This is a genomic window from Roseospirillum parvum (assembly GCF_900100455.1).
In the GTDB taxonomy this organism is placed as follows: Bacteria; Pseudomonadota; Alphaproteobacteria; order Rhodospirillales; family Rhodospirillaceae; genus Roseospirillum; species Roseospirillum parvum.
Map to the genome: position 1 here is coordinate 201,960 of NZ_FNCV01000002.1, position 25,736 is coordinate 227,695.

The 25,736-nt window shown below is 70.9% G+C and carries 23 protein-coding genes and 1 tRNA gene; 11 read left to right on the plus strand and 13 right to left on the minus strand.

Annotation, left to right across the window (positions count from 1 at the left end; all coding sequences use genetic code 11):
* Positions 1–16: 16 nt before the first annotated feature.
* The 4 genes from BLR95_RS03920 to petA form a co-directional block, all read right to left on the minus strand.
* A complete protein-coding gene (locus tag BLR95_RS03920) occupies positions 17–901 on the minus strand; it encodes an S-methyl-5'-thioadenosine phosphorylase (protein WP_092615738.1) in 885 nt (294 codons plus the stop codon).
* Positions 902–1,179: 278 nt separating this feature from the next.
* On the minus strand, positions 1,180–1,950 hold the full coding sequence (locus BLR95_RS03925) for a cytochrome c1 (protein WP_092615741.1): 771 nt from the start codon (positions 1,948–1,950) through the stop codon (positions 1,180–1,182).
* Positions 1,950–3,191, minus strand: a complete 1,242-nt coding sequence (locus BLR95_RS03930; RefSeq protein WP_092615744.1) for a cytochrome b — start codon at positions 3,189–3,191, stop codon at positions 1,950–1,952. The genes BLR95_RS03925 and BLR95_RS03930 overlap by 1 nt, the downstream gene beginning before the upstream one ends.
* 14 nt (positions 3,192–3,205) lie before the next feature.
* Positions 3,206–3,757 (minus strand): ubiquinol-cytochrome c reductase iron-sulfur subunit, encoded by a 552-nt coding sequence (petA, locus tag BLR95_RS03935; RefSeq protein ID WP_092615747.1) that lies wholly within the window; start codon positions 3,755–3,757, stop codon positions 3,206–3,208.
* A gap of 609 nt (positions 3,758–4,366) precedes the next feature.
* Here petA and BLR95_RS03940 point away from each other — a divergent pair.
* From BLR95_RS03940 to BLR95_RS03975, 8 genes are all read left to right on the plus strand, one after another.
* Positions 4,367–4,846: a tRNA (cytidine(34)-2'-O)-methyltransferase gene (locus BLR95_RS03940; protein ID WP_092615749.1), complete on the plus strand. Its 480-nt coding sequence runs from the start codon at positions 4,367–4,369 to the stop codon at positions 4,844–4,846.
* A 124-nt stretch (positions 4,847–4,970) separates the two neighbouring features.
* Entirely contained in the window at positions 4,971–5,930 is a 960-nt protein-coding gene (locus BLR95_RS03945; RefSeq protein ID WP_176787601.1) for a coproporphyrinogen III oxidase, read from the plus strand.
* A 142-nt stretch (positions 5,931–6,072) separates the two neighbouring features.
* On the plus strand, positions 6,073–6,531 hold the full coding sequence (gene puhC, locus BLR95_RS03950; RefSeq protein WP_143130928.1) for a photosynthetic complex assembly protein PuhC: 459 nt from the start codon (positions 6,073–6,075) through the stop codon (positions 6,529–6,531).
* 129 nt (positions 6,532–6,660) lie between these two features.
* Positions 6,661–7,452: a putative photosynthetic complex assembly protein PuhE gene (gene puhE, locus BLR95_RS03955; protein WP_092615758.1), complete on the plus strand. Its 792-nt coding sequence runs from the start codon at positions 6,661–6,663 to the stop codon at positions 7,450–7,452.
* 27 nt (positions 7,453–7,479) lie between these two features.
* The gene (gene bchJ, locus BLR95_RS03960; protein WP_092616479.1) at positions 7,480–8,085 is read left to right on the plus strand and encodes a bacteriochlorophyll 4-vinyl reductase; all 606 of its coding nucleotides are present in this window, start codon (positions 7,480–7,482) and stop codon (positions 8,083–8,085) included.
* A 95-nt stretch (positions 8,086–8,180) separates the two neighbouring features.
* The gene (locus BLR95_RS03965; protein WP_176787603.1) at positions 8,181–9,419 is read left to right on the plus strand and encodes an NAD(P)/FAD-dependent oxidoreductase; all 1,239 of its coding nucleotides are present in this window, start codon (positions 8,181–8,183) and stop codon (positions 9,417–9,419) included.
* A gap of 39 nt (positions 9,420–9,458) precedes the next feature.
* Positions 9,459–10,070, plus strand: coding sequence for a sarcosine oxidase subunit delta (locus BLR95_RS15890; protein WP_218119479.1), 612 nt, complete (start codon positions 9,459–9,461; stop codon positions 10,068–10,070).
* Positions 10,067–13,009 (plus strand): 2Fe-2S iron-sulfur cluster-binding protein, encoded by a 2,943-nt coding sequence (locus BLR95_RS03975; RefSeq protein WP_092615764.1) that lies wholly within the window; start codon positions 10,067–10,069, stop codon positions 13,007–13,009. The genes BLR95_RS15890 and BLR95_RS03975 overlap by 4 nt, the downstream gene beginning before the upstream one ends.
* Before the next feature lie 771 nt (positions 13,010–13,780).
* Here the strand turns inward: BLR95_RS03975 and BLR95_RS03980 are convergent.
* Positions 13,781–14,431: a J domain-containing protein gene (locus BLR95_RS03980; protein WP_092615767.1), complete on the minus strand. Its 651-nt coding sequence runs from the start codon at positions 14,429–14,431 to the stop codon at positions 13,781–13,783.
* 147 nt (positions 14,432–14,578) lie between these two features.
* Between BLR95_RS03980 and BLR95_RS03985 the strand changes: the two genes are divergently transcribed.
* Positions 14,579–14,950: a BolA family protein gene (locus BLR95_RS03985; RefSeq protein WP_092615770.1), complete on the plus strand. Its 372-nt coding sequence runs from the start codon at positions 14,579–14,581 to the stop codon at positions 14,948–14,950.
* A 10-nt stretch (positions 14,951–14,960) separates the two neighbouring features.
* Here the strand turns inward: BLR95_RS03985 and BLR95_RS03990 are convergent, their stop codons facing one another.
* The 3 genes from BLR95_RS03990 to otsA all read right to left on the minus strand — a co-directional run bounded on the left by BLR95_RS03990 (position 14,961) and on the right by otsA (position 18,585).
* Positions 14,961–15,482, minus strand: coding sequence for a bacteriohemerythrin (locus BLR95_RS03990; protein WP_092615773.1), 522 nt, complete (start codon positions 15,480–15,482; stop codon positions 14,961–14,963).
* A 696-nt stretch (positions 15,483–16,178) separates the two neighbouring features.
* On the minus strand, positions 16,179–17,186 hold the full coding sequence (gene glk, locus BLR95_RS03995) for a glucokinase (protein ID WP_092615776.1): 1,008 nt from the start codon (positions 17,184–17,186) through the stop codon (positions 16,179–16,181).
* Positions 17,176–18,585: an alpha,alpha-trehalose-phosphate synthase (UDP-forming) gene (gene otsA, locus BLR95_RS04000; RefSeq protein WP_092615780.1), complete on the minus strand. Its 1,410-nt coding sequence runs from the start codon at positions 18,583–18,585 to the stop codon at positions 17,176–17,178. The genes glk and otsA overlap by 11 nt, the downstream gene beginning before the upstream one ends.
* A gap of 315 nt (positions 18,586–18,900) precedes the next feature.
* Between otsA and BLR95_RS04005 the strand changes: the two genes are divergently transcribed.
* Complete coding sequence (locus BLR95_RS04005) at positions 18,901–20,172, plus strand: diguanylate cyclase domain-containing protein (RefSeq protein ID WP_176787605.1); 1,272 nt, start codon at positions 18,901–18,903, stop codon at positions 20,170–20,172.
* Positions 20,173–20,271: 99 nt separating this feature from the next.
* Here the strand turns inward: BLR95_RS04005 and BLR95_RS04010 are convergent.
* From BLR95_RS04010 to BLR95_RS04030, 5 genes are all read right to left on the minus strand, one after another.
* Positions 20,272–20,348, minus strand: a tRNA-Ile gene (locus tag BLR95_RS04010).
* An 80-nt stretch (positions 20,349–20,428) separates the two neighbouring features.
* Positions 20,429–21,181 carry a DnaJ domain-containing protein gene (locus tag BLR95_RS04015; RefSeq protein ID WP_092615786.1) on the minus strand — a complete coding sequence of 251 codons (753 nt, stop codon included), beginning with the start codon at positions 21,179–21,181 and terminating at the stop codon, positions 20,429–20,431.
* Positions 21,182–21,183: 2 nt separating this feature from the next.
* Positions 21,184–21,891: a vWA domain-containing protein gene (locus BLR95_RS04020; RefSeq protein ID WP_092615789.1), complete on the minus strand. Its 708-nt coding sequence runs from the start codon at positions 21,889–21,891 to the stop codon at positions 21,184–21,186.
* Entirely contained in the window at positions 21,888–22,811 is a 924-nt protein-coding gene (locus tag BLR95_RS04025; protein ID WP_281241284.1) for a division plane positioning ATPase MipZ, read from the minus strand. The genes BLR95_RS04020 and BLR95_RS04025 overlap by 4 nt, the downstream gene beginning before the upstream one ends.
* Positions 22,812–22,824: 13 nt before the next feature.
* Positions 22,825–24,897 carry a molybdopterin-dependent oxidoreductase gene (locus BLR95_RS04030; protein ID WP_092615792.1) on the minus strand — a complete coding sequence of 691 codons (2,073 nt, stop codon included), beginning with the start codon at positions 24,895–24,897 and terminating at the stop codon, positions 22,825–22,827.
* Positions 24,898–25,092: 195 nt separating this feature from the next.
* On the opposite strand from BLR95_RS04030, the gene BLR95_RS04035 reads away from it, so the two are divergent.
* Positions 25,093–25,665 carry a queuosine precursor transporter gene (locus BLR95_RS04035; protein ID WP_092615794.1) on the plus strand — a complete coding sequence of 191 codons (573 nt, stop codon included), beginning with the start codon at positions 25,093–25,095 and terminating at the stop codon, positions 25,663–25,665.
* Positions 25,666–25,736 lie beyond the last annotated feature (71 nt).

Below are 25,736 nucleotides of genomic sequence, written 5' to 3' on the forward strand. Positions count from 1 at the left end.
CTTAACGACGCCCCTTCTAGCCCAGCACCCGACCGGCCACCGCGTCGAGGCGGGCGATCAGGGCCGGGTCGCGCTTTTCCGGGGCGGTGATGATGGCCGCGTCGAGCGCCCGGTGGCAGCCCTTGGGGCAGGGTTCGGCGCGGCCGATCAGGCGTGGGGCCACCGCCTTGACCAGGGCCCGGGCGTTGTCGGCGTTTTCCAGCAGCACCTTGACGATGGCGTCGACGGTGACGTGGTCGTGGTCCGGGTGCCAGCAGTCGTAGTCGGTGACCATGGCGACGCTGGCGTAGCACATCTCGGCCTCGCGAGCGAGTTTGGCCTCCGGCATGTTGGTCATGCCGATGACATCGCAGCCCCAGCTTCGGTACAGCTCCGACTCGGCCAGGGTGGAGAACTGCGGCCCCTCCATGACGAGGTAGGTGCCGCCGCGCACATGGGGCACGCCGATCTCGGCCAGGGCGCCGTCCACCGCGTCGCCCAGGCGGCCGCACACCGGGTGGGCCATGCCGACATGGGCCACCAGCCCCTGGCCGAAGAAGCTCTTCACCCGGGCGAAGGTGCGGTCGATGAACTGATCGACGATGACGAAGGTGCCCGGGGCCAGTTCCTCCTTCAGCGAGCCGACGGCGGACACCGAGAGGATCTCGGTCACCCCCAGGCGCTTCAGGGCGTCGATGTTGGCCCGGAAGTTGAGGTCGCTCGGCGGCACCACGTGCCCCCGCCCGTGGCGCGGCAGGAAGGCCAGCGGCAGGCCGGCGTAGGTGCCGGTCAGGATCTCGTCGGAGGGCTCGCCGAAGGGGCTTTCCACGCGCTGCCAGGTGGCGTCCTCGAGGCCGTCGATGTCATAGACGCCACTGCCGCCGATGATGCCGAGCCGGGGGGGGAACGAGGGGTCGGCCATGGGGGAAAACCTCCTGCTGTCGGGATGCTGCCGGGATGTGCCGGGCCGCCGGACCGTGCCGGCCGGGCCGCCTTGGAAAAAGGTGGCCCATTGTCGCCATCGCGGCCCGGCGCGCAAGGGGGCTGGCCCAGCCGGGCGGGGAAAAACGGCCCGCCCAACCAGGAAAACCGGCCCACCAAAAAAGGGCTGACGAAAAAAGGGCCGCCCCGGGGGACGGCCCTTCATATCAAGGATCCGAGGCGACGCGCCGCCGGGGCGGCGCGCCGTGCGGAGCGGGGTCAGTGCTCGACCCGGCTCCAGATCTGCTTCTTCAGCGCGTAGAGCAGGGCGGTCAGGACCAGCAGGAAGAGCATGGTCACGATGCCGGTGCCCTTGCGCTCGTCGAGGTGCGGCTCGGCCACCCAGTGCAGGAACGCGGTGATGTCCTTGGCGTGCTGCTCGGGGGTCTCCTTGGTGCCATCCTCGTAGATGACCATTTCCTCGAAGATCTGCGGCGGCATCTTGACCGACATGTGGGCCGCCGAGTTCCAGTAGGAGCCGGCCGGCACGGTCTGATCCTCCGGCGGCTCGTCATCGAAGCCGAGCAGGTAGGAGTAGACGTAGTCCGGTCCCCCGGCCCGCCCCTTGGTGATCACCGACAGGTCGGGCGGCAGGGCGCCGTTGATGTAGGTGGCTTCCTCATCGTTGGCGTAGGGGGACGGCCAGTAGTCGGCCGGGATGCCTTCGCGGTCGAACATTTCGCCGGTGTCGTCGGGACCATCGGTGATGGTGTACTCGGCGGCGATTTCCTTCACCTCCTCCTCGGAGAAGCCGATCTGCTCGAGGTTGCGGAAGGCGAAGTAGTCCAGCGAATGGCACATCGCGCAGTAGCCGGTCCAGATCTGCCAGCCACGATGGAGCTGGTCTTGGTCGAAGGTGCCGAAGACCCCCTCGAACGACCAGTTGACGTGCTCGATGTGGCCGGCACCGGCGGCCTGAACCGGCTGGGCGGGGGCGGCGGCCAGCAGGCCAGCCGCACCCAGGGTGGCAATCAGAATCTTGCGCAGCATCACTTGGCCTCCGTGGCAGCGGCCTGGTCCTGGGTGTCCTTGACCACCGGATTGCTGATGCTTTCCGGCAGGGGACGCGGTTTCTCGTACATGCTGACCAGCGGCAAGATGACCAGGAAGTGCAGGAAGTAGTAGGCGGTGGACGCCTGACCCAGGGGGATCCAGATGCCCTCGGCGGGCATCGCCCCGATGTAGCCCAGGATCAGGGTGTCGAGCACGAAGAGCCAGAAGAAGATCTTCATGATCGGCCTGAACGAGAGGCTGCGCACCTTGGAACGGTCGAGCCACGGCACGGCGATCAGGATCAGCACCGAGGCGAACATCGCGATCACCCCAAGCAGCTTGTTATCGATCGCCCGAAGCACCGTGTAGAAGGGCAGGAAGTACCATTCGGGCACGATGTGGGGCGGGGTGACCATCGGGTTGGCCGGCACGTAGTTGTCCGGGTGGCCCAGATAGTTGGGGGCGAAGAAGACGAAGCCCATGAACAGCATCATCAGCACGCCGATGCCGTACAGATCCTTGATGGTGTAGTACGGGTGGAAGGGAATGGTGTCCTGCGGCCCCTTGATGTCGATGCCCAGCGGGTTGTTCGACTTGGTGGTGTGCAGGGCCCAGACGTGCAGGAAAACCAGCGCCAGGATCAGGAACGGCAGCAGGTAGTGCAGCGAGAAGAAGCGGGTCAGGGTCGGGCTGCCGACCGAGAAGCCACCCCAGATCCAGACCACCAGATCCTCGCCGAAAATGGGCACGGCCGAGAACATGCTGGTGATCACCTTGGCCGCCCAGAAGCTCATCTGACCCCAGGGCAGCACGTAGCCCATGAAGGCGGTGGCCATCATGGCCAGCATAATGACCACGCCGATGATCCACAGCAGCTCGCGCGGCTTGGCATAGCTGCCGTAGTACAGGCCGCGGAAGATGTGGATGTAGACCACCAGGAAGAACATCGAGGCGCCGTTGGCGTGGGCGTAGCGCAAAAGCCAACCGTAGTCGACCTCGCGCATGAGGCGCTCGATGCTGGCAAAGGCCATGTCGCCGTGCGGCACATAATGCATGGCCAGGAAGATACCGGTGGCGACCATGACGATCAGCACAAAGGCCGCAAGCGAGCCAAAGTTCCACCAGTAGTTCAGGTTTTTCGGGGTCGGATACTCGATCCCGTGTTCGTCCATCAGGCTGAAGATCGGCAGGCGGCTATCCACCCACTTGACGATCTTGTTGTCCATCATTGCACTCATGCTGCCGTCTCCGATCAGCCGATCTTCACAGTGGCGTCGTCAAGGAAGGTGTATTCCGGCAGATCCAGGTTGCGCGGGGCAGGGCCCTTGCGGATACGGCCGGCGGTATCGTAGTGCGAACCGTGGCACGGGCAATACCAGCCGTTCCAGTCGCCGCGCGGTTCACCTTCCTTGGTCCCCAGCGGAATGCACCCCAGGTGGGTGCAGATTCCGATGACGATCAGCCATTCGGGGTTCTGGACCCGCGCCTCGTCGGGCTCGGGGTCGCGCAGTTTGCTGATGTCCTGGCTCTGCGCCGCCGAGATTTCTTCCTCGGTGCGGTGGCGGATGAACACCGGCTGGCCACGCCATTTGACCTTGATCGCCTGGCCCACCTCGATCATCGACAGATCGACCTCGATCGAGGACAGGGCCAGGGTGTCGGCGGCGGGGCTCATGCTGTCGATGAACGGCCAGATGGCCAGCAGGGTGCCAACCCCGCCCACCGCCGAAGTGGCATAAAGCAGGAAATCGCGGCGGCTTTCGCCGTCGGTGTCCAGTTGCTCGGGAGTCGCCGTTTCAGCCATTTTCGGATCCTTGAAGAGTTAGCTCCGGTTTGTCAGGTGCCCGGACCAGGGCACGGGTTTCAAGCCCCAAGCGTTGCGGGCCAGGTCCCCTCCAGATTATTGGAAACCCCCAACCCCGTCGGCGGTCCGGACGTCACGGCGCCGGCCCGTGTTTCGGGACGGTCGGCGGTGTTCGCCGCGCCGCCACCTTGCCTTCGGCCGACCCGACCCCATATTCGGAGCCGGACCGTTGAAGAACCGTCGGCGACGGAGCCACCGGTCACCCTGCCTCCGGAAAAAGGCAGGCCCGATGCGGTCGTACAAACGACAAGCGCTCCGGCAGTCTTGCGTCTGGACGCAAGCCGGACCGCCCGCCACCAGCCGGGACGGCGGGTTTCGTGACGGGGCGGTATAAAGCAAACCTCGCCCTTTGAAAAGGGTCTTGGATTAGTCGTGCCTGATGCAACTGATCGCGAAGAGCCGCGCAAACCGTGGCATACGACAGACTTTCCTGGTCGGGCTTCCACCTTTCTGGTCGGGTTTCCAACAGCGGATGAGTGAACGAAGCGGAACCTGGCCCCACTCGCGGGGACCTGGGTCGACAGGCTATCGGCCCTGGCAAAGTGCGCCATGAGAAATGTCATCCGACTGGTTCTCCACCAACCCGACATGCCCCAGAACGCCGGCGCCCTGATGCGCCTGGCGGCCTGCCTGGGGGTGGGTGTGGACCTGATCGAACCACTCGGGTTTGTGCTCGACGACCGGCGATTCCGGCGCGCCGTGCTCGACTATGGCGGCGGCCTCGAACTGGCCCGCCACGCCTCCTTCGACGCCTTCCTGAAGAGCCCGCCGCCGGCCGGCCGGCTGGTCGCCCTGACCACCTCGGGCGACACCCCCCACACCGATTTCGCCTTTTCCCCCGGCGACTGCCTGATCGTCGGCCGCGAAAGCGTCGGCCTGCCCGAGGCGGTGCACCGGGCCGCCGCGGCCCGGCTGGTGGTGCCGATGATGCCTGGGGCGCGCTCGCTGAACGTGGCCACGGCGGCGGCCCTGGTGCTTGGCGAGGCGCTGCGCCAGACCAATGGATTTCCCGCCGCCACGCCTCGCTGAGCGGCCTCTGGTCTGGCCTTGCCGGAGCGGGCACCGTATGATGGCGGCGACGCTCCGCCGCCGCGCCGCAAGGCCGCTCCGACGGCGGCCCCGCCCCGCTCATCCTGGACCGCCCTGGACCGCCATGACCGACACCCTGACCACGGAGACGACCGGCGACCGGGCCGCGCCGCCAGCCACCGGGGGGCACCGCATCGACCCCAAGATGCACGCCGCGCGCAGCTGGTTCGCCGAGTTGGGCCAGCGGGCCGAGGCCCGCCTCGGCGCCCTGGAGGCGCAAGCCGGCGCTGCCGCCGGACCCGAGGGACTGGATGCCAACCCCGAGTCGCCCCCCACCGGCGGCTTCCAGGTCAGCGCCTGGGAGCGGCCGCGCGGGGCCCGCTCCGGCGGCGGCGGCACCCTGTCGGTGCTGCGCGGCCGGGTGCTGGAGAAGGTCGGCCTGCATGTCTACACGGTGTTCGGCGAGTTCCCGACCGACCTGCGCGACAAGATGCCCGGCGCGGCGCGCGACCCACGCTTCTGGTCGACCGGCATCAGCCTGACCATCCACCCGATGAACCCGCACATTCCCTCGGCCCACTATTCCAGCCGGCTGATCGTCACCTCGCGCGGCTGGTTCGGCGGCGGCTGCGACCTGAGCCCCGCCCTGCCGCGCATCGACGACACCATGACCTTCCACGCCGCCCTGCGCGAGGTCTGCGACCAAAGCGCCCTGGCCGGCGGGCCGGGCGACTACGACCGCTTCAAGGCGTGGTGCGACGATGTCTTCTTCCTGCCCCACCGCAACACCCCGCGCGGCGTCGGCGGGCTGTTCTTCGACGACCTCAACAGCCGCGACTGGAGCCTCGACTTCACCTTCGTCAAGGAAGTCGGCACCACCTTCCTCAAGACCTTCGAGACCATCGCCCGGCGCCACCTGGACGAGCCCTTCACGGCCGAGGAGCGGCGCCGCCAGCAGGTCCATCGGGGCCGCCTGGCCGAGTTCACCCTGCTCAACGATCGCGGCGTGATGGCCGGCCTCAAGACCCACGGCAACCCGGATGCCGTGCTGGTCGGCATGCCGCCGGAGGCCCGCTGGCCCTGATCCCACCCCCCCGGCTTCCGTCTTGTCGAACAAGCCGGTTTTCAGCCGCCGCCGGGTGGACTAACTTGCCGCCCAGGAGATTTGCCGTCCAGGGTGGACCACCGCCCGACCTGACCCGACGCCGACCCGGTTGGAGACCTTCATGGGTGACCCCTTTCAAGAGCGTCCGATTCCCCGCTCGATCCTGTTCGCCGGCACCTCGCTGGTGGTCTTCGCCATCCTGGCGGTGGCCCTGGCCCGGCTGACCGATGTCGGCATCACGTCGACGCCGACCGCCAACCCGGTGGCCAGCGTGGAGATCGTCTTCGATCCCCGGCCCGACGGCTCGGTGATCATCCGCGAGGCGACCAGTGGCGCCGTGCTGGCCACCCGCACCTCCGGCCAGCGCAGCTTCCTGCTTGGCATGTTGCGCGGCATCGAGCACGAACGGAGCCGCTTCCAGGTGCCGGAAGACACCCCCTACGTGCTGACCCGCTGGTCAGACGGGCGCTTCACCATGACCGACGACAGCACCGGCCTGATGCTGGAGTCGCGCGCCTTCGGGGCGGACAACGCCAACGAGTTGAAGACCATCTACGAGGCGGCGCTGGAAGCCCGCTGAGGCCCCCCGCCCCCCGCAGCCGCCTTCCCGCCAGGAGCTTCCCATGCCCGACGCCGCCGCGCCGCCGGCCGCCCCGCGTTCCCGCTCCGGTCGCCCAGGCGCCCCGTTTTCCAGGAAAGGGACCGCCCGGTGAGCGACGTCATCCTGCCCGTTCTGTACACCCTGTTCGTCTGGTGGTTCGGCACCGGGGTGATCATCTATCTCGACGGCCTGCCGCGCTGGACCACCCGCTGGACCCTGCTCGCCGCCACCGCCCTGACCGGGGCCGCCGCCTGGGGCATGGTGACCACCGCCGACGACACCACCGTGGCCGGCGCCCTGGCCGGCTTCACCTACGGGCTGATCATCTGGGGCTGGCAGGAATTCAGCTTCTTCACCGGCCTGTTGACCGGCCCCCGGCGCACCCCCTGCCCGGCCGGCATCAAGGGCTGGGAGCGCTTCCGCTGCGCCACCGAGGCGGTGCTGTGGCACGAATTGGCCATCCTCGCCGGGGCGGTGCTGATCGTCGTCCTCACCTGGGGGGCCGACAACAAGATGGCCCTGTGGACCTATCTGGTCCTGTGGGGCATGCGGCAAAGCGCCAAGTTCAATGTCTTCCTTGGGGTGCGCAACCTGAACGAGGAGTTCGTGCCCGACCATCTGGCCTGGCTGACCACCTATTTCGCGCGCCGCCCGATCAACCTGCTGTTCCCCTTCTCGGTCACCGTCTCCACCGTCATCTGGGCCTGGATGGTGATGCAGGCCGGCCTGCACGGGGCCATCCCCTTCGAGGTGGCGAGCTGGTCGATCCTCGCCACCCTGATGGCCCTGGCGGTGCTCGAACACTGGTTCCTGGTCCTGCCCCTGCCCGCCGCCGCGCTGTGGAAGTGGAGCCTGACCCCCAACCACATGCACCCCGACGCCACCGACGACGATCCTTAAAGCCCGGACCGCCCCATGGACCACCCCATGACCCAGCCCGCCGACACCGTCGCCCGCATCGGCCCCAACGCCATCATCCAGGTCGCCCAGGCGCTGGCCGCCGATCCCGGCCCCGAGGTCCGCGACCGCCTGCTGACGGCGGCCGGGCTGACCCACTACCTGGACCGCCTGCCCGAGGCGATGGTGCCGGAAAGCGAGGTCTCGGCCCTGCAGGCCGCCCTGGGCCGCGAGTTGGGGACAAACAAGGCGGCCGAGGTCAACCGCCGGGCCGGCGCCGCCACCGCCGCCTACCTGCTGGCCCACCGCATCCCCAGGCCGGCCCAGGTGGTGCTGAAGGCCCTGCCCGCTGGGCCGGCCGCCGCCATCCTGTTGAAGGCGGTCGGCAAGCACGCCTGGACCTTCGCCGGCAGCGGCACCTTCAGCTACCGCACCGGCCAGCCGGTCAGCATCGACATCGCCCACTGCCCGATCTGCCGCGACCAGCAGGCCGACGGCCCGGTGTGCGACTTCTACACCGCCACCTTCGAGACCCTGTTCCGCACCCTGGTCCACCCCAGGACCACCGCCACCCAGACCACCTGCCGCGCCGCCGGCGCCCCCTCGTGCACCTTTTCCCTGAGCTGGACCACCTGATCCCGCGCCCGGAGGGGTAGCTTGCGAGGGGGGGAAGGTCCTATACTCCGCGCCGTCTTTGCCCAGCCTTCATGTCAAGGGACCCGTGGCGCGCCATGCCGTTCAAGTTTTTCAGAAAGGAGCGCCGAGAGGGGCGCACCGAAACCATCGAGGCGCCGGTCGCCGAAAGCCTGCGGCCGACCCATGACGTGGTCGTCATCGGGGGCGGCAGCGCCGCCCTGGCGGTGGCCTACCATCTGGCCCGCGAGCACGGGACCAGCGACGTGGCGGTGCTCGCCCCGGGGCCGCTGACCGCCGCCGTCACCGCCCGCGACGGCGCCGTGGCGCGGGCCGACGCGGCGGCGCCGGAAGTGGCCGCCCTGCAGGCCGACGCCCTCAAGCGCCACGCCGCCCTGGCCCAGGAACACGACATCGATGCCGGCTTCGCCCGGCGCGGGCTGATCGCCCTGGCCCACGACGAGGCCCAGGTGCGCGCCCTGCGCTGGCGGGCCGAACTCAACCGCCATCACGGCGGCCGGGCCGAGGTGGTCGAGCCGGCGGCGGCGGTGCGGCTGTGCCGGGGCCTGACCCCGGAAGGACCGGAAGGCTATCCCCTGCGCGCCGCCCTGTCGCATCCCGAGGCCGCGCTGCTCGACCCCGATGCCCTGCTGCGCGGCTACGCCCGCCGGGCCGCCGCCCTGGGGGTGGCCCTGCATCCCCGGGTGACGGTGCGCCGGCTCGAGGTGCAGGACGGCAAGGTGACCCGCGTCGCCACCGACCGCGGCGACATCTTCGCCGGCCAGGTGGTGATCGCCACCGCCCACGGCGCCGCCCCCCTGGCCCGGCTGGCCGGGCAGGACCTGCCGCTGAGCCCACGGCGTCTGGCCGGCGCGGTCAGCCAGCCGTTGAAGCGCTTCCTCGACCCGGTGGTGCTGGCCGAGGGGCGCGATCTGGCGCTGTGGCAGTCGCCGCGCGGCGAGCTGGTGATCGGCGCCGGGGTCGATCCGGCGCCGCGCCAGGGGGCCGAGGCCGGGCTGTCGGCCCTGACCACGCCGCTGGCCCGCATGGCCGCCCTGTTCCCCATCCTGGCTGACATCCGGCTGTCGCGCCACTGGTCGCAGACCGTCGAGACCAGCCCGGACGGCGCCCCGATCCTCGGTCGCGGCGGGTTGCCCAACCTCTTCCTGGCGGTCGGCCTGGGCGACGCCGAGGCGGCCCTGGCCCCCAGCCTGGGCAGCGCCCTGGCCGAGGCCGTGGCCGGCACCGCCGCGCCGCCCCTGATCGCCCCCTTCGCGGCCGACCGCTTCGCCCGCTTCGCGCCACTGACCGGGATCGCCCCGGCGGTCGGCTTCTAGCCTTATGGACCCGCAGGACCCCCGGAGCCCGCTCTCCCCATGACCCTGATCCCCTGCCCCCATCTCTCCCCCTCCCCGAGCCCACGCCCGATCGAGGAGTTCCGCTACGGCGGCCCGGTGCGCCCGATGCCGGCGGCCGACGCCGGAGCGGCGGCCTGGGCGGCCCACCTGTTCGCCGGCGCGCCGGACGACACCGTGATCCGCGAGTGGTGGCTGCACGTGCCAAGCGCCACCTGGCTGATCGCCGAGCGTGACACCGCCGCCGACCGCATCGTCGCCACCCACGCCCCGACCAAGACCGCCGACGCCCAGGCGCCCCGCGCGGCATCGACGGCCGGCAAGTCCGCCGCCAGCAAAACCACCGGCAAGACCACCAGCACCAAGGCGTCGAGTGGCAAGGCCACCACCGGGAAGGCAACCGCAAGCCAGACCGGCCGGAGCCGGTCGGGCGCCACCAAGGCGACGGGCAGCAAGTCAACCGGCACCAAGACCACCGGCGCCAAAAACACCCGCGCCAAGACCACTGGCACCAAGACCACCGCCACCAAGACCACCGCCACCAAGACCACTGGCGCCAAAAACACCCGTGCCAAAGCCAGCGGCACCAAATCAACCAACAAACCGGCCGGCGGCCAGGGAGGCACCCCATGATCGGCCCCCGCGACCGCCTGCCCGCCCCCTTCGGCCTGCTCCTCGACCGCGACCAGCCGGTTGCCTTCGCCTTCAACGGCCGACGCCAGGAAGCCTGGGCCGGCGACACCATCGCCAGCGCCCTGATCGCCGACGGCCGCTGGGTGATCGCCCGCAGCGCCCGTGACCACCGGCCGCGCGCCATCTTCTCGATGAGCGGGCGCGACGGCCAGGGGCTGGTCCGCATCGATGGCGTGCCCAACCTGCCGGCCGAGACCACCCCGGTTTACGAGGCCCTGAGCGCCCACCCGCAGAACGTCACCGGCCCGCTGGACGCCGACCTGGGGGCCGTGCTGGGCAGCGTCGGCCGCCTGCTGCCGGGCCGCAAGCCCCCGGCCGCCCTGGCCCCGCTGCGCGACACCCTGTCCCGCTCCCTGGGCGGCCTCGGCAAGGTGCCCGCCCGGCCGCCCCAAGAGCCCTACGAAACCGACGCCGACAGCACCGACATCGCGGTGATCGGCTCCGGCGCCGCCGGCCTCGCCGCCGCCCTGGCCGCCGCCCAGGCCGACCCCAAGCTGTCCGTCACCCTGATCGACGACGGCCCACTGCCCGGCGGCGGCCTGCTCTGGCGCCGCGACGACCCGGCCGGCAAACGCAACCCCGAAACCCGGGCCAAACTGCTGGCCGAGGCGGAAAAGACCCCCAACCTGCGCCTCCTCCAGCAGACCGTCTGCCAGACCCTGGAGCCCGACCACCGGCTGACCCTGACCCAGGGCCGCCGCCTGATCGACCTTCGGGCCCGGGCGGTGGTGGTGGCCACCGGCGCGGTCGGCCAGCCGGCGGTGTTCGACAACAACGACCTGCCGGGCGTCGTCCACGCCGGGGCGGTGCAGCGCCTGATGCGCCTTTATGGCGTGCGGCCGGGCAACCGGGCCGTCATCCTGACCCACAACGGCGACGGCTATGGCTGCGCGCTCGACCTGCTGGAAGCCGGGGTCGAGGTCGGCGCGGTGATCGACCTGCGCCACGAGCTGCCCGCCTGCCAGCGCCTGAAGGCGGTGCTGGAGCACGATATCGAGGTGCTGCCGGCCCACGCCGTGCGCGCCGCCGAGGCCTACAAGCAGCACCTGCAACAGGTCGGCATCAGCCACGGCGGGAACCCCGACCAGCCGACCCGGATCTATCGCTGGCTGCACTGCGACCTGCTGTGCGTCGCCGCCGGCGAGGTGCCGGAAGCCAGCCTGCTGCATCAGCTCGGCCAGCCGCCGCGCTTCCAGTCGACGCACCACACCTTCACCGTCGATCCCGCCACCCTGCCGCCGGGGGTGTTCGTCGCCGGCCGCCTCGCCGGGGCGCGCTCGACCCCGGTCAGCGTCGCCCAGGGCACCCGGGCCGGACGCGCCGCCGCGGCCCATCTGGGCCACGCCCCGGCCGGCGCCGATCCCAAGCTCCCGGCCGAGCCGGTGGGCATGGAACACCACCCGCTGCCGCTGACCCCCGGCCCCAACGGCCCCGCCTTCGTCGACCTGGACCAGGACCTGACCCTGGACGAGTTGACCACCTCGCTGACCGCCAGCGGCGGCGATCCGAGCGTGCTGGCCCGCCAGGCCGCCGCCGGTCGAGGCCCGGGGCAGGGCCGACTCAGCCACCTCGCCCTGCTCACCCTGGCCGCCGAACGGGGAGCCGAAAACCTGGACGGCACGCCCCTGCCCGGTCCCTCCGGCCCGGCCGGCGGGCTGGCCATCGGCCATCTGGCGGCGGTCGGCGCCGAAACGCCGCCCCTGTCGCCGTTGCACCGCCGGCACATCGACCTCGGGGCCACCCTGCGCCCGCTCGGCGACACCCCGCGCCCCGCCTTCTACGACGCCGAGTCGGCGGCCGAGGCGGCGATCACCCGCGAGGCCCAGGCGGTGCGCACCCGGGTCGGCATCATCGACCTGTCGCCGGCCGCCCTGCTGCGCCTCGAAGGGGCCGAGGCCGGGCTGTTCCTCGACCGCGCCCTGGCCAGTCCACACGCCGACCAGAAGCCGGGGCAGGCCCGCCCCGCCCTGGCCTGCGCCGAACGCGGCGGCCTGCTCGCCCAGGGCATGGCGCTGCGACTCGCCGAGGACGCCTATTACCTGAGCCTGGACAGCGAGCGGCCGACCCATGTGGTCGACCACCTGCTGCGCCTCGCCGCCCTGTGGCAACTCGACGTCCGCCTGGAAGACCGCAGCGGCGCCGACAGCGCCCTCGTCCTAGCCGGCCCGGAAGCCCGCAAGGTGCTGGCCCGCCTGTGCCCGGACACCGACCTCACCCTGCGCCGCTTCCCCCGGCTCAGCGGCCAACGTCTCGACCTCCAAGGCGCCGAGGGCACCATCGATACCCTGGTCCTGCGCAGCGGCTTCGCCGGCGAGGACGCCTTCCTGCTCCACCCGCCCACCCAGGCCACCGGGGACCTGTGGGATCACCTGCTGGAAAGCGGCGGCCCGGAAGGCATCCAGCCGTTCGGCGAAGGAGCCCGCGACCGCCTGCGCATCGAAGCCGGCGAACCGCGCATCGGTCAGGACAGCGACGCCCTGTGCGGCCCCCGCGAGGCCGGGCTGGACGCCCTGGTCGGCTGGGACAAACCGTTCTTCGTCGGTCAGGCGGCGCTGGCCGCCCTGGCCGAACACCCGCAGCGCCGGCTGGCCCGCTTCCGCCTCGACCGACCGGCGGCGCCACCGCCCAAACCGGCCAAGGACGGGGAAACCCCGACCCAACCCGAAGCACCGCCGCTGATCCTGCCGCGCGAAAACCAACTGGTGCTGAAAGAGGGCCGCATCGCCGGCCGGGTGACCTCCATCGCCCGACTGGAAACACCGGAGCACGGCCTCGGCCTGGCCCTGGTCGAAGCCGACCTGGCCACCCCAGGCAGCAACCTGACCATCCAAGGCGACGCCGGCCTCAGCCTGACCGCCATCGTCATCGACCCGGCGTGAGACGCTGAAGCGGGGGCCTCGCTGAGAAGGGCGGGGGCTTTGCCCCCGAACCCCCACCGGGGGACACTGGGTGCCCCCCGGACCCCCGCCAGGTCGTTTGGTGCAGGAATACGACGTCGTGGCCGGGCGCACGGGGTGTTTGGTTGCAGGCCAGCTTCGCTGGCCTGCGAAACAACCCAAACCTCTACGGATGACTCGCCGGTCGGTTCTTGTTTTCGCAGGCCGGCAAAGCCGGCCTGCCCCCAACCCCGTCCGCGCCCCGCTCTGTCTTGAGCGGGTCACGTCCCGTTGCGTGGTGTAGGAACTGTGGTTAAGGGGTCCGCCGCCGCGCCCCTCGTTGATCTGGCGTGAGGCACCGTTCGGGGGCGTTGCCCCCGCACACGCCCCGAGCGAAGCCGAAGGCGAAGCGACGACGGCGTGTGCAACATAAAGACCACCCCCACCGGGGGACACCGGGTGTCCCCCGGACCCCCGCCAGGTCGTTTGGTGCAGGAATACAACGTCGTGGCCGGGCGCACAGGGTGTTTGGTTGCAGGCCAGCTTCGCTGGCCTGCGAAACAACCCAAACCTCTAAGGACGACTCACCGGTCGGTTTTTGTTTTCGCAGGCCGGCAAAGCCGGTCTGCACCCAACCCCGTCCGTGTCCCACTCTGTCTTGGTGTTCCATACCAAGGAAAGGAGGGGGTCCGGGGGATCGCCTTCGATCCCCCGGTGGGGGTTCGGGGGCGAAGCCCCGGATCGGTGGGGGGCTGTCGGATGGCGTGTGATGCCTCAGCCGGCGCGGCGGGTGGTGTGTTCCTCGGCCTGGCGCAGGCTGTCGATGAGGGTTCGGTAGGCCTGGGAGATCAGCTTGAAGCGTTCCTCGGCCACTTTGTCGCCGCCGGTGGCGTCCGGGTGGTAGCGTTTGACCAATTGTTTGTAGCGCCGTTTCAGGGCGTCCAGGGTCAGCGGCGGGTCCAGTTCCATCAGGTTCATGGCGGCGCGGGCTTTTTCCGCCGGCTCGCCGGAGTGGTCGGCGCGTCGGAAGCGGTCGGCGCGGGCCTGGGCGCGGGCCCGGCGTTCCTCGTCGAACAGGCCGAGCGGGTCGTCGAGGTCTTCGAGGTCCGGTTCGCGGGGTCGGCCGCCGCCGCGTTGGCCGAGTCGCCAGGTCGGGCGGTGCCACAGGGCGTCCTTGCGGCGTTCAGCCTCGATCTGCTCGGCGTCCATGCCGGCGAAGTAGTTCCAGTTGCGATTGTGCTGCTGGACGTGCTCCAGGCACAGCCAGACGTATTCGGTCAGGCTGGGATCGCGCGGCGCCCGGTGGGTGCCGGGGTTGGGGCATCCCGGGTGGGCACAGGGACGCACGCCGTCCTCGACCTTTGCCCGCTGGCGCAGGTGGAAGGGGTCGAAGGCCGGATTGTCGAGGCGGTCGCGCGGGGCCATGGGCGGATGTGGTTCGAAAGCTCGGGGGAGGCCAAGGGGTCATAATGTCCTGCCCGGCAGGTGGAGGCAAGGCGGCCGGGGCCTTGTCGGGGCGACACCCCCGCCCCAGGTGAGGGCGAGTTGCCGACTGTCCAGGGATGATTGCCGATGACCACCACCGCCACCTCTGTCTCCGCCGTTCCCGCCACCGCGAAACCGGGCCCGGTGCACGAGCGTCTGGCCGCCCGGCTCCAGGCGGGGCTGGCCCCGCTGCGGCTGGAGGTCGAGGATCTCTCGCACCGCCACCGGGCGCATGGGCCGCGCATGGCGGCGCTGGCCGGGAAGGGGGGCGGCGGCGGCACGGCACCGTTGGGGCTGAGCGAGACGCACTTCCGGGTGACCGTGGTGTCGGCGGCCTTCGAGGGGCTGTCGCGGGTGGCCCGCCACCGGCGGGTCAACGAGCTGCTGGCCGAGGAGTTGGCGCGCCACGTCCATGCCCTGGAGATCAGGGCCCTGACCCCGACCGAGGCGGCCGATTGAGCGCCGGGGGTCAGCCGCTGGCGACTTTTTCGAGCGGGTCATCCAGGGGGTCGTCATCCTCCGGCCCCAGGCCGCCGAGCAAGGGCACGGCGTCGATGGCGGCGTCGGCCTCCGGGTGGCCGCTCAGGTAGGCGGAGAAGGCCCTGTCCTCGCCCTGGATGTGCTCGACCAGCCAGCCGCGCACGAAGGCCGCCAACTGGTCCAGGCTCAGGCTGTCGGGATCGGCCTGGAAGGTGGCCAGGTGGGCCTGGGCCTGTTCGGCGACCAGGCGATGGGCGGCCTTATGGGCGGCCAGATAGGGATAATCAACGGCGGCCAGCGCCGCTTCCTCGCGGGCGAAATGGAAGCTGGCGTAGTCGACCAGGGCATTGAGGATGCTTTGGACGAGCAGCGGCGCCTCGGCCTCGGGGATGGGCTGTGAAAGCTGGTTGAGCAACTCGATGAGCAGCTTGTGATCGTCGTCCAGCCGCGCGTTGCCGACCCCCATGCGGGGGCTCCACAACAGCGGACCGGTGGGCGGTGGCAGGGGCATGAATCTGGGGCCTTGCCAAAAAGGGCGCGGACGGAGGACTCCGTTCGGTGGTCGGGGGAAGGTGTCGGGGGAAAAAATGGCTGGCGGGCGCTCACCCGGCACGGCAGGGGCACCCCTATCTGATGACGGCCTTTGTCATCGGATATTCATCATAGGCGCAGTCGGACGCCGGCGCCACCAGCCGGCGGGTGTAGCGGACCTCGCCTTGGCACGGAAGGCGGGCAATCGGCGGCCGGAACGCACAAACGGCCCCCAAAAGGGCAGCCGGGCCGCCATTTTTCCCTTTAGGGGAAAATGGTGCGCCCGGCAGGATTCGAACCTGCGGCCCCAGGATTCATCCCGCTTCGGCTTTCGCCGCCGGCGCCCCCAAGGGAGGCGCCGTTCGTGGGCTGGACTTTCTCTTCACCGTGGGCCGCCCCTCGGGGGGCGCGGCCGGTAGGTGCTGCCCGTCAAGTCTCTACACCTTCCCCGGCCTGGAGCACCTCCGGGCGCGGGGCTTGGCACGGGATCGCCAATGGCCGGGACGCCGGCGCGACGGCCGACCACTCCAAAAGCCAGTGAGGGTTCCCCGTTTTTGAGCAGATTCACCGCTGGGGTTTCCCGCCAGGGTGCCCAATTTGCTTAGGAATCCTGTGCTCTATCCGGCTGAGCTACGGGCGCTCGCCAGGGGTTTGATAGCCCGTTTCGGCGCCCGGTTCAATCGTCGGCCGCACCGTCATCCTCCGCTCCGGCCAGACCGACCAGGGCCGGCGCCGGGTGGGTGACCAGATGCACCGGCACCTGGCCCAGCCAGTCGGCGAAGCGGCCCTTGGCGGTGAAGCGTTCGAAGAAGGCCGAGGCGGTGAGGGCCTCGGCCAGCCGGGGCAGGATGCCGCCCATCAGCCACACCCCGCCACGCGCCCCGGTGGCCAGGGCCAGCGAGCCGGCGGCGTTGCCGAGAAAGGCGAAAAAGGCATCCAGGGCCGCCCGCGCCTGGGGATCGCTGCCGTCCACGGCGGCGGCGCTGATCGCCGCGGCGTGCATCTCCTCGGCCGGGGCGCGGCCGGCCCGGCGACAGCAGGCGCCGTACAGGTTGACCAGCCCCGGGCCGCTGGCCACCCGCTCCGCCGAGACGTGGCCGAAGCGCCGCCGAAGGTCGGCCAGCAGGGCCCATTCGGCATCGTCCTGGGCGGCGATGGAGGCGTGGCCACCCTCGGTGGCCACCGCGTGCCAGCCACCGGGCGCCTCTGGACAGGGGACCAGCAGGGCCACCCCGAGGCCCGTCCCCGGCCCCATGACCAGCCGTGGCGCCGCCCCGTCGGGCGCGCCCCGGCGCAGGGTGAGCAGGTCATCGCCGCCCAGGCCGGCCACCGCGTGGGCGTTGGCGACGAAGTCGTTGACCGCCGTCAGACGGGTCAGCCCGAGGGCGGCGGCGGTGGCCTGAAGGTCGATCCGCCAGCCGGCGTGGTTGGTCAGGGTCAAAAGGTTGCCGCCGACCGGCCCGGCCACCGCGATGCACCCGCTGGCGGGCGGCGTTGGGGGCCGCACGGCGTCGAGATAGGCCCGGGCGGCGCCGGCCAGATCGGGGAAGTCGGCCACCTTGAGGGCCCGCAGGTGGGCGAACGCCGGCCCCTCCCCGGGCCCGTCCGAGGGCGCCAGGGCAAAGCGCACGTTGGTGCCGCCGATGTCGGCCAGCAGGCGGGGCGCCGCCCGGTCAGGGGGCATGGCCCGGGGTGTCCGAGGGGGCGGCGTAGGGGGCCTGGCGCAGTGCCTTGAGGAAGCTGTCGCGCCAGGCGTCCAGGGAGTTTTCGCGGAGCGGCTTGATCATCGCTTCCCAGCGCTCGACCCGCTCCTCCATCGACATGTTGAGCGCCCGGGCGATGGCGTCGGCCACGCCATCCGGATCGAACGGGTTGACCAGCAGCGCGGCGTCCAGCTCGCGCGCCGCGCCGGCGAAGCGCGACAGGATCAGCACCCCGGGCTCGTGCGGGCTCTGCGCGCAGACGTACTCCTTGGCGACCAGATTCATGCCGTCGCGCAGGGGGGTGACCAGGGCCGCCGCCGACAGCCGGAAGAAGCCGACCAGGGTCTCGCGCGGCACCCCCTTGTTGAGGTAGCGCAGGGGCGTCCAGTCGTAGTCGGCGAAGGCGCCGTTCAGGTGACCGGCGCGGGCCTCCAGTTCCTCGCGGATCTGCTTGTACTCGGGAACCTCGGCGCGCGAGCCGGGGGCGATCTGCACCATCACCACCTGACGGTGCCAGGCGGGGTATCTTTCCAGGAAGCGCTGGAAGGCCTCGAAACGCTCCGGAATGCCCTTGGAGTAGTCCAGCCGGTCCACCCCCATCAGGAAGGCGCGGTCGCGCTGGCTTTCCCGGAAGCGGCGCACCGCCGGCACCTTCAGGGCATGGGCGGCGGTGCGGGCCAGATTCTCGGCCTCGACCCCGATCGGGAAGACCTGGGCCTTCAGGGTGCGGCCATAGGCCTTGACCAGTCCGTCCTCCAGCACCTCGCCGCCGCTTTCGTTGACGATGTAGTCGAGGAAGGCGCGCAGATCGTTCATGGTCTGAAAGCCGACCACGTCATAGGCGCACAGCGAGCGGGCAATGCGCTCGTGGCTGGGCAGGGCGAGAAAGACCTCGAGCGCCGGGAACGGGGTGTGCAGGAAGAAGCCGATGCGTTGGCGCACGCCCAGCCGGCGCAGCTCGCTGGCCAGCGGGATCATGTGATAGTCGTGGATCCAGATGTCGTCGTCGTCGCCCAGCAGGGGGCGCAGCTGCTCGGCGAACAGCGAGTTGACGCGCAGGTAGCCCTCGTAGTTCTGGCGCGGGAATTCGGCCAGATCGAGCCGGTAGTGGAACAGCGGCCACAGGGTGCGGTTGGCGAAGCCGTTGTAGTACTCGCTGTGGTCCTTGCGCCCCAGGTCGACCGTGGCATAGGTGACCGGGGCCACCTCGGTCAGGGTGGGCTGGCTCGAGGTGCGCTGGGCGATCTTGCCGCTCCACCCGAACCACACCCCGCCGTTGGCCTGCAGGGCCTCGCGCAGGGCCACCGCCAGCCCCCCGGTGTTGGCCGCCTGCTGATTGGGCACGGCGACCCGGTTGGACACCACCACCAAGCGCGACACGAAGCACCTCCCGTTGCTGTTGATCCGGCAGCCGGGAGTCTGACGCCTCGGCTCGGGAAAGGCAACCGCTCGGGAAAGGCAACCGGGGGCAGGCTCGGCCCGGGGTGGGGCGGCGAAAAGTCCGACCAGAACTGTCGGGCTCGGCACTTTCGACTATGCTCAATGCCTGAATTGAGGCATCATGGGATGTAGGGGGATTATATATTCCACCCCTGGTTTCCGGAACAGGCAGACACCTCCGACTCCACCATGCCCCATGGCCGCCCCAAACCCCACCCGCGGATCGATGCCGCCCTGGCGTGCCTTCACGGGCTCATGCCGGCCGACAAAAGCTGGCGCCACAGGGTTCTGCTCGTCCTGGTCCTGATGGCGGTGGCGCTGGGGGCGCGCCTTCTGATCGCGCCGCTGGACGGCGGCATCCAGTACATCACCTTCTTCCCCTCGGTGGCCATTGCCGCCGTGCTGGGCGGCTTCTGGGCCGGCATGTTCGCCGCGCTGATCGGCACGCTGCTGGCCACCTACCTGTTCTGGCCGCCCTACATGGCCTGGACCTTCGGCTTCGAGAAGGAAATGCTGCTGTCCAACGCGGTGTTCCTGGTCGATGCCCTGCTGGTCTGCACGGCCATCGAGGCGATGCACAGCTTCTACCGCCGCTTCCTGGGGGCCGAGGAGGACTTGCGGCTGGCCGCCACGGTGTATGCCCATTCCTCGGAAGGCATCATGGTCACCGATGCCAACTCGCGCATCCTCACCGTCAACCCGGCCTTCACCGAGATCACCGGCTATGCGGCCGACGAGGCGGTGGGCCAGTCCCCGGCCCTGCTGCGCTCCAACCGCCACGAACCCCGGTTCTACGACGACATGTGGCAGGCCATCGCCAAGGACGGCTCCTGGCAGGGCGAGGTGTGGAACCGGCGCAAGAACGGCGAGGCCTACCTGCAATGGCTCAGCATCAACCGGGCCACCGACCAGACCAGCCGCAACCTGCGCTTTGTGGCGGTCTTCCGCGACATCACCGACAGCCACCTGAAGGACGAGCAGATCCGCCATCTGGCCTTCCACGACCCGCTGACCGGCCTGCCCAACCGGCTGATCCTCTATGATCGCCTGCAACACGCCATCGCCCGCACCCGGCGCGAGGACGAGTGCCTGGCCCTGATCTTCCTCGACCTCGACCGCTTCAAGGAGGTCAACGACCGCCTGGGCCACGAGATCGGCGACCTGTTGTTGCAGGAGGTGGCGCGCCGCATCCAGGACCACCTGCGCGCCTCCGACACCGCCGTGCGCCTGGGCGGCGACGAGTTCGTCGTGCTCATGGAAGGGCAGGACCCGGTGGCCCACTGCCCGCGCGCCTCAAGCGCCCTGATCCGGGCCATTTCCCAGCCGATGGAGCTTCAGGGCCACACCGTGCAGGTGGGGGCCTCGCTGGGCGTCGCCTACTTCCCGGACGACGCCGAGGACATGGACACCCTGCTGAACAAGGCCGATGCGGCGATGTACGCCGCCAAGTCGGCCGGCCGCAACACCTACCGCCTCTCCGCCGACCTGCCCCCCATGGCCGCGAGCCCGGTGGTGGCGCCGGGGTGAGGGGGCTGGTGGAGACGGGAAGAATGGTGGAGGTGAGAGGCGTAGCCTCGAACCGGAACCCGCACCTTGGGTTGGCGGGCGGCAAGGTGCAAAGAAAAATGGTGGGCCCGGCAGGACTCGAACCTGCAACCAGACGGTTATGAGCCGTCGGCTCTAACCAATTGAGCTACAGGCCCCCCATACCGCCCCATTCTTGAAACACCGACGCCGCCACCGCAAGCACCATTTTTGCGGGCAGTGGCCGGCCGCCGCCCCGTCACCCCCGCCCCGTTCCCAGCAGCACCTCGCGGGCCTGGTTCAGTTTGGCGGCCAGCCAGGCGCTGCCGCCCTTGTCCGGGTGGACCTGGGCGATCAGGCGGCGGTGGGCGGCGCGGATGGCGTCGTCGCTCGCGCCGTCGTCCAGGCCCAGGATGTCCAGCGCCTCGGCGCGGCTCATCGGGCCGTCGGCCGCCGCGCCCTCGCCCTCGCCCGAACCCGCCTCCGACCCCACGTCGTCGGCCCAGTCCGGACGGTTGCGGGTCAGCCAGGTGGCCAGCAGGCGCCGCGAGTCCGCGTCCTCGGTCAGGGCCCGGGCCAGGGCGCCGATCTCCTGGCGCGACAGGCTGTCCAGGGAGCGCCCGGCGAAGGGGCCGGCGCGCACGGTGCCGGTCATCTCGCCGCTTTCAAGGTCGAGACTGAGGGCCAGCCAGGCGGTTTCCACCTGCGAGGTCCGCCCCGCCCCGGCGTTGCCGAAGCCGCGCGGCCCGCCGCCGAACAGGCCGCCCAGGCCGCGCCTGAGGCTCATCAACTGGGCCAGCCGGTTGAGCCAGGGCAGATAGCCGAGCAGGGCGGCCAGGGCCCAGCCCAGGCGCCCGGTGACGATCAAAAGCAGGATCCCCACCCCGAGCAGCACCCCGGCCACCATGCGCACCGCCCGCCACAGGTCGGCCGGTTCGGCGTCGCGGGCCCAGCGGCCGAGCAGGATCAGCCCGATCAGCAGGCCGACGCCGAGCAGAAAGGCGGGCAACATGGCTAGCGCCCTCCCAGCCGGCTGGTCAGGCGCAGGGGCGGGCGGGTCCTGGCCTCCCAGTCCTTGAGCGCCGACCAGCCGCCGGCGGCATAGACCGCCGCCCCGGCCAGCAGGGCCTTGAGATGGGCCGGGCTGGCTCCGTCGAAAGGATGGTGCACGCCGCCGGTCAGGCGGGCGATCTCGGCGAACAGGGGGCCGGCCACCGGGTCGTGGCCTTCCTGGAACAGGAAGGCCGGCACCCCGGCCAGGGTCAGCCGCCCGGCGGCGGCCATCACCGCGTCGGGCGGCTCCTCCAGGCAGTCGCCGACAAAGACCAGGGCCTTGAGGTCGCCGCCCTTGGCCAGCTCGGCGGCATGGTCGAGCACGCGGGCCAACTGGGTCGCCCCGGCGCGACAGGTGACGCGGCCCATCAACCCTTGCAGACGCTTCGGGTCGGCCACCCAGGGAGTTGCCTTCAGCTCCTGAAAACCCCGGTAGAACAGCAGCTTGACGGCCAGCCCGGCGGCCGACTCGAACATCGTCGCCTGCAGATGGGCGGCGCGGTCCCAGGTCGGCTGGCGCGACGCCGTGGCATCCACGGCAAAGAGCAGCCGGGGCGCCCCGGCCGGCACGGTGGCCGGCACCTGGGCCGCCTGCTCCAGGAAGGCGGCCACCGCGCCGCTCCCCTGGCCCCGGTCCGGGCGGTCGACCTCTCCCGACCCCTGGCTCACCCAGCCCCTCCCCCCAGCGCCGGACGGGCGGCCGGCGCGGCGCCGGGCGGGCGTGGCATGGGCGGGGCGCCCTCGTGGCGCACCCGGCGGCCCAGGTTGATGGCTTTCAGGAGGGCGCGCAGCTCGTTGCGCGCCGTGATGTGCGACATGGTCAGGGACTGGCCGACCCCGGCCCGCCTGAGGTCGAGCAGGGTCAGCCCGGCCAGGAACAGCTCGCGGAAGATGACCCGCTCCGACAGCCCGGCGATCAGGGTGAAGCCCAGGCGCGGCCCCAACTGGCCGAGCAGGCGGGCCATCTCGCGCTTGTTGTGGGCGTTGAGGTTGGACAGCCGGTTGCGCAGCACGATCCACTGGATTTCCCCGCCGTCGGCCTGGGCGCGGGCCTGCTTGGCCTCCCACACCATGGCCGCGTAGTGGCTGGGCCGCACGATGCGGTCGCTCTGGACATCGACCAGGGCCAGCACGTCGAGATCGACCAGACTGTCGTTCAAGGGGGTGATCAGGGTGTCGGCCCAGGCGTGGCCGCGCCGCGACAGGGCGCTGTCCGAGCCCGGGGTGTCGACCACCACCACCCGCGCCCCGCCGCCCTCGGCCGAGGTCAGCTCGGCCAGGGCGTGGTCGACCGCCCGGGCGTCGGCCATCGCGTCGCCGCTGGGGGCCAGCGAGCGGTGACCGAGCGGGATCGGCAGGCCGGCGTTGCGCAACTCCTCGAAGCCGCAGCGGTTCTCGATGTAGCGGGTCAGGCTGCCCTGGCGGCCGTCCAGATCGAGGGTGGCCACCGGCAGGCCGGCGTCCATCAGGGCGACGGCGATGTGAAAGGCGATGGTGCTCTTGCCGGTGCCGCCCTTCTCGTTGCCCACCACCAGGATGTGGGGGGCGCTGTCGGCGGGCGGCGGGGTGATCGGCGGCATGGCGGACATGGGCAAGGGTCCCTCAGGCGGCGTCGGCCGGCGCGGCGGCCAGCCACACGGCACAGTCGTGGAACACGGCGCCGCCGTTGGGCGCCGGGCTGTCGGTGCTGGTCAGGGCGTTGATGCCCAGGCCGCCGGCGTGGTCGCGCCCCGGCCAGATGGTTTCGGCGATCAGCACGCCGCGCTGCACGCCGTCGAAGGCGCGCGCCGTCAGACGCACCCGGCCGCGCCGGTTGCCCAACGCCACCGCCGCCCCGTCGGCCAGCCCGAGGGCGGCCAGATCGCCGGGGTGGACCTTGACCTCGGGCGCCTTCTCCTTGGCCCGCGAGGTGGCGGTTTCGGTGAAGGTGGTGTTGAGGAAGTTGCGGGCCGGGGCGGTGACCAGCCGGAAGGGATGTTCGGCGTCGGCCTCCTCGATCACCGCCCAGTGGTCGGGCAGCGCCGGCAGGCGGTGCCCCTCGGCCCCGGTGCGGGCCCAGTCGGCCTTGAAGCGGAAGCGGCCCTCGGCACCGCCGAAGCCGTTCAGGAAGTGGGCCGTCTCGAAGTCCGGCGCCCGGTCGAGCCAGGTGGCGTTGTCCCAGCTTTCGACCGGCGGCAGGCCGGAGCGGACGACGGTGGTGGCGACGATCTCGGCGGCGCTCATGGTGAAGCTTTCGTGCTCGGCCCCCAGGCGGGCGGCCAGGGCGCGGTGGACCTCGTGGTTGGGGCGCGCCTCGGCGAAGGGGGCGATCACCGGGCGGGCCACCTGAAGATGGGTATGGCCGCCCGCCTTGTAGAGGTCGTCGTGCTCAAGGAAGGTGGTGGCCGGCAGGATGATGTCGGCCAGGGCCGCCGTTTCGGTCATGAACTGCTCGTGCACGGCCAGGAACATCCCCGCGTCGGCCAGCCCGGCGCGAACCCGCCGCTGGTCCGGGTTGACCGCCGCCGGGTTGGTGTTCTGGACCAGCATGGCGCCGACCGGCGGGCCGCCCATGAGGGCCTCGGCATCACCGCCCAGGATGTCGGCCAGCCGGCTCATGTCCAGCTCGCGCTGGCCGGTGTGCGGGCCGTCGGCGGCGGTGATCAGGGTGGTGTCGATGGGGTAGATGTCGGAGTTGGCGAACAGCGCCCCGCCGCCCCTGACCTGCCAGGCGCCGGTGACGGCGGGCAAACAGGTGGCGGCGTGCATCGCCGCCGCCCCGTTGCGGCTGCGCGTGAAGCCGAAGCCCAGGCGCAGGAAGGCCTTTTTGGTCGACCCCCAAAGACGCGCCGCCGCCCGGATGGTTTCGGCCTCGATGCCGGTGATGGCGGCCGCCCATTCCGGGGTGCGCGCCATCAGATGGGCCTCCACCGTGTCGTCGAAGTCGGTCAGGCGGGCCAGATAGGCGCGGTCGGCCAGCCCCTCGGCCAGCAGCACCTGCATCATCGCCGCCGCCAGGGCGCCGTCGGTGCCGGGGCGGAGCATCAGGTGCAGGTCGGCCTTCTCGGCGGTGGCGGTGCGGTAGGGGTCGACCACCATCAGCTTGGCGCCATGCCCCTTCACCGCCTTGGCCACCCAGGCCATGACGTTGACCTGGGTGTGCACCGGGTTGGCGCCCCAGATCAGGATGACCTCGGCCTCGGCCATCTCGCGTGGATCGAGGCCGCGCTTGGCGCCCACCCCGGCCAGCCAGCCGGCGGTGGCGATGGTCGAGCAGATGGTCCCCTTCTGGCGCGAATAGCCGAGCAGATGGGGCAGCCGCTTCAGGCCGTCGCGCTGCAGCAGGCCCATGGTGCCGGCGTAGTTGTAGGGCCACACCGCCTCCGCCCCGTGGCTCTGGACGGTGCGGGTGAAGCCCTCGGCGATCTCGTCCAGGGCGTCGTCCCAGGAGATCGGGGCGAAGTCGCCGCCACCCTTGGGCCCGGTGCGGCGCAACGGCGTGGCCAAACGCTCCGGGTGGTGGACCCGCTCGGCGTAGCGCGCCACCTTGGCGCAGATCACCCCGTCGGTGTAGCCCTGCCCCTTGGCCCCGTGCAGCCGGCCCACGGTGTGGGCGTTAAGGCGCTCCACCTCCAGCGCGCAGGTGCTGGGGCAGTCGTGGGGGCAGACCGAGAAGACACGCTCTGGGGCGGACATGGCGGGCTCCGACGCGGGGGACATCCAGGCCCCGACCTTAACCCGCCCGGCGCCCGGCCGACAACGGCGGCCGCCCCCGCCTTGCGCCCGACCGCCGGCACGGTGTAAAGCGACGGATCAGCCGACGCCCATAAATAGCCCGCCCCCCTCCCGTATCAATAGCCCGCCCCCCTCCCGGACGAAAGCCCGCGCCCCATGCCGACCATCCCGCGCCCCCTGATCCTGCCCGTCCTGGCCATGATGGCGGTGGTCACCGCCTCCAACATCCTGGTCCAGTACCCGATCAACGATCTGCTCACCTGGGGGGCGTTCACCTATCCGGTGGCTTTCCTGGTCACCGACCTGACCAACCGCCACCTGGGCCCGGTGGCCGCCCGCCGGGTGGTCCTGGTCGGCTTCGCGCTGGCCGTGGTGCTGTCCATCTGGCTGGCCACGCCGCGCATCGCCGTGGCCTCGGGCAGCGCCTTCCTGGCCGCCCAGATGCTCGATGTTCAGGTGTTCGACCGACTGCGCCGCCGGGTCTGGTGGCTGCCGCCGCTGGTCAGCTCGCTGATCGGCTCGGGGCTGGACACGGCGATCTTCTTTTCCCTCGCCTTCACCGGGCTGCCGGGGGCGCCGGTCAGCCTTTTGGGGATCGAAATGACCTGGTGGGTGGCGCTGGCGATCGGCGATTTCGGGGTCAAGCTGGCCCTTGCCCTGACCATGCTGCTGCCCTTCCGGGCCCTGGCCCCGCACGGCACCCCGCGTGGTGCTCCGGGGGGCGCCTGAACGCCCCGCAGCCGCACACTCTTGCCGCAATCACCCGCGACCCTCATCATGACGGCGCATTTCAGGTTTCG